10 protein-coding genes and 3 pseudogenes are annotated in these 12,352 nt (G+C 66.8%); 1 reads left to right on the forward strand and 12 read right to left on the reverse strand.

From position 1 onward, the window contains the following. Positions 1–112: 112 nt before the first annotated feature. From cas2 to FF36_RS41250, 11 genes and pseudogenes are all read right to left on the reverse strand, one after another. Complete coding sequence (gene cas2, locus FF36_RS27645) at positions 113–376, reverse strand: CRISPR-associated endonuclease Cas2 (protein WP_044888131.1); 264 nt, start codon at positions 374–376, stop codon at positions 113–115. A 3-nt stretch (positions 377–379) separates the two neighbouring features. Continuing rightward, positions 380–1,360, reverse strand: coding sequence for a type I-B CRISPR-associated endonuclease Cas1b (cas1b, locus tag FF36_RS27650; protein WP_044888132.1), 981 nt, complete (start codon positions 1,358–1,360; stop codon positions 380–382). A 6-nt stretch (positions 1,361–1,366) separates the two neighbouring features. Next, positions 1,367–1,861, reverse strand: coding sequence for a CRISPR-associated protein Cas4 (locus FF36_RS27655; protein ID WP_044888133.1), 495 nt, complete (start codon positions 1,859–1,861; stop codon positions 1,367–1,369). Further along, positions 1,861–4,347 (reverse strand): CRISPR-associated helicase/endonuclease Cas3, encoded by a 2,487-nt coding sequence (locus tag FF36_RS27660; RefSeq protein WP_044888134.1) that lies wholly within the window; start codon positions 4,345–4,347, stop codon positions 1,861–1,863. The genes FF36_RS27655 and FF36_RS27660 overlap by 1 nt, the downstream gene beginning before the upstream one ends. A gap of 98 nt (positions 4,348–4,445) precedes the next feature. After that, positions 4,446–5,153, reverse strand: a complete 708-nt coding sequence (gene cas5, locus FF36_RS27665; RefSeq protein ID WP_044888142.1) for a CRISPR-associated protein Cas5 — start codon at positions 5,151–5,153, stop codon at positions 4,446–4,448. Positions 5,154–5,161: 8 nt separating this feature from the next. Beyond that, the gene (cas7i, locus tag FF36_RS27670) at positions 5,162–6,199 is read right to left on the reverse strand and encodes a type I-B CRISPR-associated protein Cas7/Cst2/DevR (protein WP_044888135.1); all 1,038 of its coding nucleotides are present in this window, start codon (positions 6,197–6,199) and stop codon (positions 5,162–5,164) included. Next, positions 6,196–7,671, reverse strand: coding sequence for a hypothetical protein (locus tag FF36_RS27675; RefSeq protein WP_044888136.1), 1,476 nt, complete (start codon positions 7,669–7,671; stop codon positions 6,196–6,198). Before FF36_RS27675 ends, cas7i begins: the two co-directional genes overlap by 4 nt. Continuing rightward, positions 7,668–8,402 (reverse strand): CRISPR-associated endoribonuclease Cas6, encoded by a 735-nt coding sequence (locus tag FF36_RS27680; RefSeq protein ID WP_242422944.1) that lies wholly within the window; start codon positions 8,400–8,402, stop codon positions 7,668–7,670. The genes FF36_RS27675 and FF36_RS27680 overlap by 4 nt, the downstream gene beginning before the upstream one ends. Before the next feature lie 887 nt (positions 8,403–9,289). Next, on the reverse strand, positions 9,290–9,628 hold the full coding sequence (locus FF36_RS33510) for a group II intron maturase-specific domain-containing protein (protein ID WP_199865530.1): 339 nt from the start codon (positions 9,626–9,628) through the stop codon (positions 9,290–9,292). A 287-nt stretch (positions 9,629–9,915) separates the two neighbouring features. Beyond that, a pseudogene (locus FF36_RS41245) lies at positions 9,916–10,061 on the reverse strand (IS3 family transposase); the annotation flags it as partial. An 18-nt stretch (positions 10,062–10,079) separates the two neighbouring features. Beyond that, positions 10,080–10,122: pseudogene (locus FF36_RS41250) on the reverse strand (hypothetical protein); the annotation flags it as partial. 594 nt (positions 10,123–10,716) lie between these two features. Here FF36_RS41250 and ltrA point away from each other — a divergent pair. Then, positions 10,717–11,994, forward strand: a complete 1,278-nt coding sequence (gene ltrA / locus FF36_RS27685; RefSeq protein ID WP_044888137.1) for a group II intron reverse transcriptase/maturase — start codon at positions 10,717–10,719, stop codon at positions 11,992–11,994. Between the two features lie 41 nt (positions 11,995–12,035). Here ltrA and FF36_RS41255 read toward each other — a convergent pair. Then, positions 12,036–12,341 (reverse strand): annotated as a pseudogene (locus FF36_RS41255) (DDE-type integrase/transposase/recombinase); the annotation flags it as partial. Positions 12,342–12,352: the final 11 nt, after the last annotated feature.

The raw sequence follows: 12,352 nt of genomic DNA on the forward strand, positions 1-12,352 counted from the left end.
GACGGCGTGTCGGGAGGCTGGGATGGGTGTGATCTGCAGCGATCCGGCGGTCTGACATCAACTTCTCGCAATCATGTCATAACGGTGACATTGACGCCGCGTGGCCACCGAGTCAGATGATGTCGGTTGGAGCAGCCCAGCCGGCGCCGAGGCTCTCCCGAACGGCGTCGGCGCCGGGTGGCAGTGTGTAGATCAGGACATGGTCGTAGGAACGATCGATAACATCCTCGATCCGGCGGCGGAAGCGGAGGAGTTGGGCGGGGCTGAGGTTTCCTTCGAACACGCTGCGCTGGACGTGGTGCAGGTACTGGCGGCAGATCTTCAGCACCGTGCCGTTGCGCTCGACGGCCGTGTCGTAGACGACGATCACGAACATCGCTTACCACCAGATGCGGAACGGTTTGTACGGTTCGTTCTCCAGGCAGGCGCGGGTCAGTTTCAGCGCCTCCAGGTACATCAGCTCGTCGTATGCGACCTGGCGGCCGAGCGACCTGTGCTCCACCGTAACCCCCAGCTCGTCTCGTACCGTCTGCAGCACGAACCTGCGGCCCGTCTCCGAGAGGCTGGCGTTGCCGACGGTGGCGTCGAAGTGTTCAGGTAGCAGCTGCTTGCGGGCGGCCAGGCGCAGGAGGAGTCGCTCGGAGAACAGCGGCTTGAAGACCTCCGCGAGGTCGAGGGCCAGGGAGTGTCGATGACGTTCCACCGAGCTGTGCAGAAACGCGATTCCACTGTGCAGCGGTGTGAGCCGGATTGCCGTGAGGACCCGCGCATAGACGATCGCGTTCACATAGCTGATGAAGGCGTTGCCTGCGTTGGCGGGTGGTCGGCGGCTGCGGCCCTCCAGGCGGAGCCAGTCGGGAAGCTTCGTGTCGAGCACCGTCCATGCCGTCCTGCGGAAGTTGCCCTCCGCCGCCATGAGCTGCATGGTGTCTCCGGCCAGGTCGACGCCTTCTTCGAGGCGTTCCAGGGGGCGCCGTAGAGCAGTCCGGTCGACGACCCGGCGCACGTTGAACGCCGCCGCCCGGACGAGGGATGCGGCGATGGTCAGGGAGATCTCCGGCGTGGTCGCGGCCCGTGCCTGCGCCAGCACGGTCTGCCCGGAGACGTGGGGCTGCGTCGGCAGCACCGAGCCAGCGAAATCCCCGTAGTAGCTGAGGAGGTGAAGGCTGATGTCGTGTTGGCTGAGCAGGTTGATCACGGCAGTGTTGATGTCGACCGGGGCACTCGCGATGATGTCTCGCACGTCGGTGATCGGTATGTGCACCCGGGTCCCGTCCTCGCGTTCGATCGCGAGGGTGGAGTCCCTGCGTCGGATGCGGCAGGGTGAGGTCAGCCAGTACGTTCTGGCGGCTTCAGGCACGAAGGATCATTCCGTCCAGCAGTAGTCGGTGAAGCTGCAGCCCTTACAGCGGGGTCGGTCGAGTCGCTTGGGCGCCGAGGCCGAACCGGCTACGGCCAGCACCTCGGCAATGTCCGCCGCTGCCGATGCTTGCCGCGGCTCGTCGAAGGGCAGCCGGAGGGTCCGGCGGGTCGGCCGGTAGTGCAGGATGGCGCCTCGTGCCTGCACTCCGAGTTCGACGAGGCGGTGGCAGTAGTGGATGGCCTGCGCCTCGTCGGCTTGCGTCGGATTCCGGGAGGACTTCACCTCGTGTACCCAGAGGTCTCCGTCCAGGTGGTCGAGTCGCGCCGCGCCGAGGTCGACCGGCTGGAAGCGTCCGTACGCGGTGTCGTGCACCGCCTCACCCAGCTTGACCCGTGCGCTGAGGTGTTCCGGTCGGATTCCGCGTACGTACAGCCAGAGTTGGCGCCGGCAGTGGTGCAGGTACTTGATGTGCACGCCTCCCACATCCTGGGCGTCCATCAGATCAGCTCACCCAGCTCGTAGCTAACCGTGGCACGCCGCGACGGTTGGATCTCCGTGAGCCCGTCGGTCTCGCTGTACTGGCCATCGATGACGAGAACGTCCAGGTCTCGGTCCCACCGGCCGAGGCCCCGCGCGTAGTTCGGCAGTGGGATCAGCAGATCTGCGGCGAGCAGGCGACCGGTGCTCCTGGAGCCACCGCCTCGCAGCCGGGCCGCGTACTCATCCCTGTCCTGCGCGAGGATTCCCTCGACTCCGTCGAACAGCTCGTCGAATCTCGCTGCCGCCCAGGTGCGATCGGCGAACGGTTCTTCCCAGGAGAAGAAGGAACTGGTCCAGGCCTCGCGCGCGCGGCGAACGTCTTGGGCCCACTGCTCGCCCCACGGCGAGTCGTAGACGCTGTCCAACCAGCGCACGAGGGATTCCTCACTGATCTCGGTGCCGTGGTGGGCGTCGAGGATCTTCGAGGCCAGCCGGGTCGGTTCCTCGTCGTACACCCCATCGGCGTAAAGCGCGGGCATCCGCGCGGTCCTGGAACGTTGATCCGCCCGACGCGGGCGCATCTCCGGGCGGCAGACGACCACGTCGGCCGGTGGCCGGGTACCGGTCCGGTTCACCCGGCCGAAGCGCTGTGCGAGCGCGTCGAGTGGGGCGCCGGAGGTGAACAGGACGTCGAAGTCCACGTCAAGGGAGACCTCGACGACCTGGGTGGCGACGACCAGGCCCTCGCGCCGATCATCCGGTCGCAGGCCTGATCGGAAGTGCGACATGATCGCCTGCTCGATGCGGGTGCGGTCGGTACGCCGGAAACGCGAATGTAGTAGCCATCCGTCGTAGTCGGTGAGCTCTGCTCGCAGGAGCTGGGCGTCGGCGATGTTGTTCGCCGCGACCAGGACGGACTGGCCGGCGTCCAGCCGCTGTCGAATCAGCTCGACGGTGGTCGGGTCGGTGAGGTGCTCGTGCCGTCGCACCAGGCGGTGACGGCGAGGCGCCGTCTGATAGTCGGCCTCCACCACGGTCAGTTCCGGCGGCGCCGGCCGGTCGGGCTCGGTATGTGTGGACGTGGCGGTCAGGGTCTCGCGGACGAGGGAGATCAGGGCGTTCGGCGCGGTTGCGGAGAGCACCGCGACCCTGCCGCCGAGTTCGGTCCAGCAGGCGGCTGTGGCCAGCAGGTAGCCCAGCCGCGTCGGATCGTAGGCGTGCAGCTCGTCGAGGACGAACACGGAGTTCGCGCTGTCCAGCAGGATCGAGGCGTGCACCGGGCCGGCGAGCGCGCCGCGCATCAGCTGGTAGGGGGTGCCGATCCGGACGAGTTCCCGGAACAGCCGGGTGGCCTCCGCGCGGGCCACCGCCTTCTGTGCGGCCCGTGCCTCGACCCCGGAATCAGACCCGCCGCTGAGCGGATCCTCGTCCGCGCCGCACAGGGAGCGGGCGAGGTGGTAGGACGCGGCGCGGGAGTGGCTCACCCCGACTGCCTCGGCGCCGCCATGCTCCCGCAGGTCTCCGCTGGCGAGCCGGTCCGTCATCGCGTTGATCGACGCGAGGTAGGGCAGCGTGTAGAACAGCCGCGGGGTGCCGCCCGTCGAAGCCCGAATCTCATCGATCTGGCGTGCGGCCCACAGCAGACCGCCTTCGGTCTTGCCCGAGCCGGTCCAGGCCCTCAGCACCAGATGGCCGCTGACCTGGGCGGCCGCGAGCTGATGCGGCCGAAGCCGATGGCCGTCCCCGGCGAGGCGGGCGGTCAGCCGATCCGGATACCCGGCGTCGAACGACTGCTCGGTGCGTAGCGTGCTGTGCCCGCTGGAGAGGTGGTCCGCCATCGTCACCGCGCCCTGTAACAGGACGCCGGCGAGCCCGGCCGGACGGGGCACCGCCTCCTCCACCCAGGTATGCAGCAGATCCTTGAGGTGTCGGTGTGCCCGCGTGACCAACTCTCCTGATCGGACATCCGTGGCAAGTCCGGACGGCCTGGCGAGCAGCCCGTCCTTGGTCGCCCGTTGACGCATCCAGGTGACCAGGGTGACCGTGGCGCTCGCGTCATACGGGCCCAGCATGCGGGCCAGTTCCTCGGCGGTGATGTCGGCCGGGTACAGCTGGCTCAGGGATGGCCGGCCTTCACCGCCGCCCAGGGCGCGGTGATGCGTCGCGACACCCGTCGCGACCCAGGCCCGATCCTCGGCTTCGGCGACCAGCCAACCGAGAAATCCCAGGGAGAGGACCTCGTGGCGGTGACCCCAACCGATGCGGGTCGCCATCATACTCTGGAAGCCGTCGGCGATCTTGCCGGCGTCGTGCAGGAGTGCCGCCCACGCGGCCAGCGTCCAGAACCGCTCCCGCAGACCGGTGTCGAGAACGTGCAGGGTGCCGATGCGCCGCTGGACGGCGAACAGCGCGTCGAGCGTGGCGCCGAGGTGGTCCGTGAGCGGCTCCCCCGCCGGTTGCGTCCTGGTCGGCGGCTTGGCCAACAGCGCGGACAACGCCGACAAACTGGGCGCCGCCGGGTGGCCGTTGGTGTCGGAGATGGAGGCTGCTTCCTGTCGACCCCTCGCGCCCTCGAGATTCCTGCCTGGTTGTGGCGGGCCGATCACACTGCCTCCGCCTGCATCGGATGGGTGGGCGCCAGCAGGTGGACGGCACGCCCCTCCTGAGTGACCCAGCCCTCCACGAGAGCATCGGACAGGGCCTGCGGGGCCGGGCGGCCACTGGCCGCCACCGAGAGCCGGTGGCGGTAGGTGTCCCAGCGGGTGCGGGACCGGTCCCGACTGATCGCGGTTGGCAGCTGCAGCAATGTCCCGCCGCGGCCCGCTTTCGCGGGCAACAGCGCACCGCCCACCACCCCAGTGCCGCGGTGCAGGCGCACCCGCCGGGCACGGGCGGTCGCCAGGTCCTGGCTGCGTCCCAGCCGCAGCGGCCAGACCGGCCGGCGGAAGCGCCGCTCCCAGCCGACCACATCCTCCGTGATCCAGATCGTGAGCTCGGTGAAGGCGAGGAAGTGGTGCTCGCGGGGCACCGGCTGACCGAAGGTGCCCCGGATCTCCAGCGGCCAGTGGGTCTCCAGATCGATCCCGGCGGCCTGAGCGGTGAACGCCATCCCGAAGCGCAGCTGTGGATCCACGTCGTCCCACCCGCCGGCGACCGCGGCGAGCAGGCCGCCAACGGTCGCCGGAGCCGGGCAGGGCAGAGTCACCGCGACCGCGGAGTACAGCGGATCCCGGAACGACGCGATGGGCGCCGTGACCGTGACCTCCAACGCCTCCCGTTCGTCCCCGGACACCTCGCTGGACGGGGTCATGTCCGGGCTCATGAGGTGGGGTCGTCGAACCAGGAGTCGCGCCGGCCGGCCTCGATTTCGTCCGCGAGGCGGTTGAACAACGACCGAGGATGGTCGATCAGTAGCTGACCGTCCTCGATCTCCTTGCCCAGCTCGACCCGGATATCGTCCCGCTGCCCACCGAGGAAACCCGGAGCCCAGCCCAGGTAGATCGGGCCGTCGAGCTCGTCCCGCCAGACCGCGAGCTCCTCCCTCAGCACCCGGGCGTCGACCACGATCCGGCTGTCGCGGAGGCCGACGATGCGGGTGAACGGGTTGATGCCGCCCTTCATCGGGGCGAGCAGCAGCAACGCGGGAGCGCGGTCCCCATAGTGCAGCGACTGCTTCGCGCCGCCACGAACCGAGGTGAGGGTGCGCAGGAGAAGGCTCGCACGCCGACGCCGCTCCGCCAGCGGCAGCCGCAGCGCCGGCGACCCCCGGAAGGTGAGCGCGCTGGCCCCCTGCGCCGCTGCCTCCTTGGCCGCTTCGGCGGTCAGGGCAATCTTCAGGCCGGACCCGCCGGTCTCGAAGGTGCCCACACGCGGCAGGTCGAGAGCCAGATCGGCGCCGAGTTCGGCGCTATACAGCTCGTGGCCGTGGATGACCGGGTTCTCGCCGGCCTTGAATCCACGGCTCATCGTGCCGAAGTCCTGGGTGGGCCAGCGCGGCGCGATCGACAGCAGGGTGCCGGTGGCGAACACCGTGTCCCGCTGGCAGGTCTTCGCCGCGTCCGCCCCCTTCTTGGCCACCATGTAGCCGAACAGGTCGTCGTCGAAGTAGCGGTCCGGGCGACCCTCGGTGTGCGCCTGCTGGTTCTTGCCGGCCCCGCTGCGGGTCACACCCGAACGCGGCTCCTGCGCGGGCACCGAATCCCTCAACCATCGGCGGAACGCCTGGGCAGAGACGTAGGGGTAGACGTCGCGGCCCACCCTCAGCTGCTTCACCCGGGAGACGTTGTCGTCCGCCAGCCCGTTGTTCGGCGCCCCCGCCTTCACGTCGACGACGGCCTTGCCCACCAGAAAGGTCACTGCTCTATTCCTTCCACCATCTCGTCGTCCTCACGGGCGAGCTCGACTTCCTGATCAGGATCCGGGAGGTCCGCCGCGGCGTCGGCGGCGTCCGCCGGCCGCCAGCCCTCCTTGTGCAACGCGTTCAGGACGGCGATGAGCAGCAGCCGTCGATAGAGCCAGCCCTGGCCGTCGGGGTCGAACAGGAGCCGGAACTGCGCGGTGCTGATCAGTGGAGCGGACCGCTCGTCCGCGCCGATCCGCAGCGCGCGCCGCACGGCCTTGTTCTCCAGCCACTTCTGCAGCGCCACGACGCGGCGGGAGGCGACACGGAAGGTCATCAGCGGCCCAGCGCTCTCATCCGCGATGATCTCCTGGGCGATCTCGGCGGCCAGCGCCTCGACCTGGTCGATGTCAGCCTGGTTCACATCCATCACCTCGCGGAGGTAGGAGTAGGTCAGCGCGGCGAGATCCGCGTCGAACCGCAGGACCGCGCGCGGGCCGGGAACGTCGGTGAGGCGGGCCGCCGCCGTGATGAGGATCCGCCACGGCCGCTGGAAGGCGTCACGGGCAAGGCGCCGGCTGCCCGACACCGGCGGGGCCTGATAGGCGGCCAGGAGAGCGCGCCAACCCCGCCGCCGCTGCGGATCTCGCAGAGTTGACCGGAGCCACTCGGCGAGCGCCTCGTCCACCCGATAAATGTCCAGTCTCGCGCTGAGGTTGTAGTTGCTGAACACCAGCACCTCGACACCGGCCAGGAGCCGACGGTCGTAGCGGCGCAGCGCCAGCAACGCGGTCCGCTCGTGCTCATAGCGACCTGCGGACCTGGCCACCCCGAAGCCGCTGATTTCCCCCGCTGACCGTCTGACCTGACTTCGTGTCGTAGTGCTAAGGAACTCGTCGTCCCAGCTGTGCACGCCGGCGCTGGGGCCGCCGGTGAGGCGACTGCCGTACGGCAACGCGTGGAAGCAGCAGACGCACGGCCAGCACAACGCAAGCCCTTCATGCCCGCGGGGTGTCGTGTTGCAGTAGCCGGCGGCGTCGATGAGCGGGACGTCCACCTTCCCGTAGAAGGCGACGGCAGCCCGCCCGCACAACGCACACGGCACCTGCGGCCAGGTGGCCGGATCAGGCATGGTGCGCCACCCCCGGACCCGCGCCGTGTTCTCCGCGCGGGAACGCATCGGCAGCGTCGACCGGTGGTTCATCTTCGAATTTGGGAAGAACGACCCGCTGGCCTTGAGCCAAAAGCTGTCCGCGCGGAGCCGCCCGGCCTCGGCGGCGGCGACCGCGTCCTCGATCATCCGTTCCACCGCGGCATCGAAGTCCGTCGCAGGTACATCCCCGGGATCACGGACGTTCCCGCCTCGGCCGGTGAGCTTGGCCGCCAGCGCGGACAACGCGAACGCGCCGATGCGCTGCAACGGGTGAGCGGTGAGGACGACCTGTCGCTGCGTGACGATCAACCCGTCCACCTCAGCGTTCCCCGTCATGCTCCGACCCAGCCGAAGCCAACCGAGGTGGACTGGCCCAGGCCCCACGACCACAGAGCCCGCAGCGTCTCCGGGGCGCCGCGCAGCCTCGCCTCAAGCGGAGCGCCGACCTTAGCGCCCTTGCCCGCGTCGACCACACGGCGGGCACCGACCCAGGTGATCTCCTCCACCGTCACGCCGGGATCCACGCCGATGGTCTCGGCCTTACGACGTAGGCCAGCCGCGAAGTAGCCGGCGAACTCAGGCTCCCCCGGAAGCAGGAAAGCCTGCCTGGTCGTCCGAACGCCGTCCGGTCCCCGCCCGGAGCCCTTCACCACCACGGGCGTCACCGTGCGCAGGACGGCCTGGCCGGACTCGAACGACGGGGACTCGATCAGCTCGACACCACCCACCCGCAGCGCCACCCCGCCCCACTCGATCAAAGGGGTGCCGACGAGCACCTTCGCCCATGCCTCGACCAGCGCGAACAGCGGGCTACCAAGATCTAAATAGCCCGGTCCGCCGATCGTGTAGCGCCCGCGAGCCCGGGTCGCATGCGGAAACGTCGGCGGCCCATAGCCGAACGGGACCATCCGGTGCGCGCCCCATCCATCGTCGTGCAACGCCCTGGCCAGCGTCGGTTCGAGCTGCCGAAGCATCGCGTAGCACAGGCCACGTCCTGGCGTCTGCACACTCCGCCAGGGAATCTCCTTTGCGGACGAGCGCACGGCCACCCTCAGCCGCATCGCCATCTCACCTCCTGAAACATTGAACTCCTTGCTTTTTGTCAGACTTCGGTCGACGGCAGGTGAGTCCACATGTTGCCTGACACCTCTGACAGTTCTTGACGCACCTGGCCAGCCATGCGGCGGACAGTGACGCCATGATCAAGAAGGCCTCAGGCTGAGCCACGCACCCACCGCACAGGAACCCGTGGTTGATGTCCGTTGACATCGAACCTGGCTCCTGTGCCAGCGAAGATGACCCGTTGGTGCTTCGTGTCACTGAAACTGGCCCGACTCGGCTCAGCCTGTGTCCGTTCCAACTGATCACAGCACCTTCTCGTCGATCCTCGACGGACCTGGCCGATTCTCAGTCGGTCTGGCCAGCGGGTGGTGGCTATGCTTGGTATGACGTGCTTGCGATGGTTCGGAGTCTCGGGAGAGCTGGCACCTTCCCACTGGATCATGGTTTCGGACGGCCGGGTGCCAGGCCCACCGCGGATCTGCCACGGAAAGAACCAACTTCCGCGAGAATCCGGCCGCCGGCGTCTCATCGAACTTGTCGTGCACCAGGTCAGGGCGGCGCTGCCTGCCATGATCCTTGGGAAGAACGCGACGCTCCGAGTGACGCCGCTTGCGCGACACGCCGGACGGCCCTCGCCGGATTCCCATCGAAGTTGTCCAGGCCCGGATCAGGTCTTGATCGCCAGACATGATCCTTAGGAACGGACAGCCTGAGTGAGGTAGGCCGCTGGCTGGTCAGGGCCTGTGGCCGGGACGGGGTCGACGGGGCTTCCGTCGGACACTTTCGCCGTCCGGCAGCGCGTGGGCGCTGTGCTGCCACGAGGTCCGGCTTCGCCAGCGGCCCCTTTCGATCCGTGCATGTGGTTCTCCCACACACGGCTCTCCGACACCGTTCACCGCGAGGCATGCGCGGTCACCCACCGTGTCCGCCCGGAGAGGCGGAACACACCGAGTCGGGCGAGCCAGGCGCCGTTATGACGCCCGGCCCAACCCCGACCAGGCTGGCCGTGCTTGTTGCTGGCAAAGATGGCAAGCCGCAGGTGGACGTAGCTGTCGAGCGACGTCAACGCCCGGGAGGGGTTCCCCGCGGCGAAGTAACCCGACCAGCCGTGTAGAAGCCGATTGAGAACCCCTACTCGGTCCGCCAACGACTTACCGACGAAACGTCGATCCGTGGCGTCGCGTATCCGCACCCGGATCGACCGCATCGCCGCCGCCGACGGCCACCGCATCAGGTAGAAACGCCGGGGCTGTCTCCACGACCGCACCATATGATGATGCCAGCCGAGGAAGTCAAAGCCTTCACGTCCTTCCCGTAGGCATACGATCCTGGTCTTGCCGGGGTGCAACCGCAGCCCCAACCTTTCCAGGATGATGCCGATACGGCGGACGGCCTCGCGTGCCGCCTGTTCGGTGGCACACAACGCCGCGATATCGTCGGCTTATCTCACCAGCACATCGACCCGCCGGCTCGACGCCGCCCATTCTGGTGTGCCTTATTTAATCCGGACAGTCTCTATTAAGCTGATTTAGACTGCGGCTGCTTTTTCAGATACTCGTCGTGGACCTGTCGTGGGGTGCGGTAGTCGAGTCCCGAGTGGCGGCGTGTCGTGTTGTAGCGGAGTTCTATGTACCGGGTGATGTCGCGGCGGGCGTGTTCGCGGGNGGGGNAGACNGTGCGGNGGACGCGTTCGTTCTTGAGGGCCGCGAAGAACGATTCGGCCATTGCATTGGTGTGTCCTGAAGGGAGCTGGAGGAGGTTCCGAGATGGAAGGAGGAGTACTCAACAGCAACCATGCTGTTGCAGAGATGAAGGTAGGCCCTTCGGCATCGGCATACAGGTGCTGGTGTCAAACCGCCACGAGCTGCTGTGGTGAATGAGCCATGGTGGTGAACGTCCGTGGAAAAGCCGTCGTGAGAGGCGGCAGGTATGAGCCAAGAAGGCGAACGAGAGTGAACCATCGATGACGTGTCGTTAAGCCAGGTGGTATCAAAACCAGGGCCTTAATGCTGTCCTGGGATAAGCCAGAGGGAAACCTGTCTACTGCTCTGGCGGTGCCCGGCATGAAGATGGCGCGAGCTTGGCTTGGGCTCTGCAACGGAACAGGAGAACTCCTCGGCCCGACATGGGCCCGCGGATTGGAGCGGGAACCCACCAGGAGACCGGCAAGCGGCTAATCCGCGAGCCATAGAGTACCGGGTGCGGGCCAGGAGGGCGGAACGTCCCGTACTAGTGATGAAGCGCCTGTAATGGGCGCGGAGCGAAGGGGACGTGCCGTCGAGTTTCGTCCAGCGATCAACCAGAAACGGGAGGAATTGCGTGGGCGAGACAAGATCAGCGGGCAAGTCGTTTGACATTCCGAAGATGCTGATATGGGAAGCATACCTGAAGGTCAGCGGCAACAAGGGAGCGGCAGGGGTCGACGGGCAGTCTCTAACGGAATTTGAACAGGATCTTCGGAACAACTTGTTCAAGCTCTGGAACAGGATGTCGTCGGGGAGTTATTTCCCGGAGCCGGTGAAGGCCGTCTCCATCCCGAAGCCAGATGGTGGCACACGGATCCTCGGCGTGCCCACTATCGCCGACCGGATAGCGCAGACAGCCGTGGCCATGATCCTGGAGCCGGGCGTGGATCCAGTGTTCCACGCCGATTCCTACGGTTATCGTCCAGGGAAGTCTGCGCTGGACGCGGTGGAGGTGTGCAAACAGCGGTGCTGGAGGCGTCCCTGGGTGGTCGACCTGGACATCCAGGGATTCTTCGACAACGTTCCGCACGCTCAGATCATCGCCGCAGTGGAGAAGCACACGAATCTGACATGGGTTGTGCTGTACGTGAAACGGTGGCTGGTCGCGCCGGTTCAGCACCCGGACGGTAGCCGTGTCACTCCCATCAAGGGAACTCCACAAGGTTCGGCGATCTCACCGTTGTTGTCGAATCTCTTCCTGCACTACGCTTTGGACTCCTGGCTTGCCAGGAGGTTTCCAGTGGTGCGGTTCGAGAGGTACTGCGACGACATCGTCCTGCACTGTTACAGTCAGCGGCAGGCGAAGTACATTCGCGACGTCGTTGAGAAACGGTTGCTGGAGTTCGGGTTACGCTGTCACCCGGACAAGACTCGGATCGTTTACTGCAAGCAGGACGGGCGCGATGAAGAACACCCGGTAACGAGCTTCACGTTCCTGGGTTTCGACTTTCGTCGTGCGCCCATCCGGCGGCGTGACGGTGTGCTGATGTGCGGATTCGTCCCGCTGGTCGGCAAGGCGGCGCTGAAGTCGATGGCACGGGTCATCCGGCAATGGAAGCTGGGTCGCAGAACCAGTCTGGGTTTTCGGGGTCTCGCCGCGATGGTCAATCCTATCGTGGCCGGGTGGATCGGCTACTACGGACGCTTCTACAAGTCCAGGCTGATGCACTTCCTAAGCCAGCGGATCAACCCCTTCCTTGTGAAGTGGGCGATGCGGAAATACAAACGATTGCGCCGCGCCAAAGGGAAAGCCCGTCGGAAACTGGCCGAGATAGCATCGGCGTTCCCGGCGATGTTTGCTCACTGGAAGCACGGCGCGATGCCTACTGGTTCGACGGTGGGAGCCCGGTGACGGGAGACTGTCACGCCGGGTTCTGAGAGCAGCGGNGGGTNAAATTCCCGCCGCTGACTCACCTCGTAGCAGATCCCGGTCCGGCCGACGGACTGGCGGATCCCGAGTCTGTTCAAGGTAGCAGCGAACTGGGCAGACGTATAGTTACTTCCGCGGTCCGAATGAAAAATAGCCCCGTCGGTGAGCTGGTGGTTACGGGCCGCCATGGTGATGGCGGTGTCGATGAGACCGGTCTTGTAGTTGTCGTCCGTGGCCCAGCCGATGACGGCTTTCGTGTGGCAGTCGAGGACGGTCGCGAGGTACAGCCAGCCTTCCCAGGTGGGAATGTAGGTGATGTCGCCGACCATCTTGGTTCCCG

The sequence above is a fragment of the Frankia torreyi genome (genome assembly GCF_000948395.1).
GTDB lineage: Bacteria > Actinomycetota > Actinomycetes > Frankiales > Frankiaceae > Frankia > Frankia torreyi.

Excerpts from the sequence above, each read along its gene's own strand:
- cas2 (WP_044888131.1), bottom strand. The coding sequence starts at position 376 with ATGTTCGTGATCGTCGTCTACGACACGGCCGTCGAGCGCAACGGCACG.
- FF36_RS27655 (WP_044888133.1), bottom strand. The coding sequence starts at position 1,861 with ATGGACGCCCAGGATGTGGGAGGCGTGCACATCAAGTACCTGCACCAC.
- cas5 (WP_044888142.1), bottom strand. The coding sequence starts at position 5,153 with ATGACCCCGTCCAGCGAGGTGTCCGGGGACGAACGGGAGGCGTTGGAG.
- FF36_RS27675 (WP_044888136.1), bottom strand. The coding sequence starts at position 7,671 with ATGACGGGGAACGCTGAGGTGGACGGGTTGATCGTCACGCAGCGACAG.
- FF36_RS27680 (WP_242422944.1), bottom strand. The coding sequence starts at position 8,402 with ATGGCGATGCGGCTGAGGGTGGCCGTGCGCTCGTCCGCAAAGGAGATT.
- FF36_RS33510 (WP_199865530.1), bottom strand. The coding sequence starts at position 9,628 with ATGCGGTGGCCGTCGGCGGCGGCGATGCGGTCGATCCGGGTGCGGATA.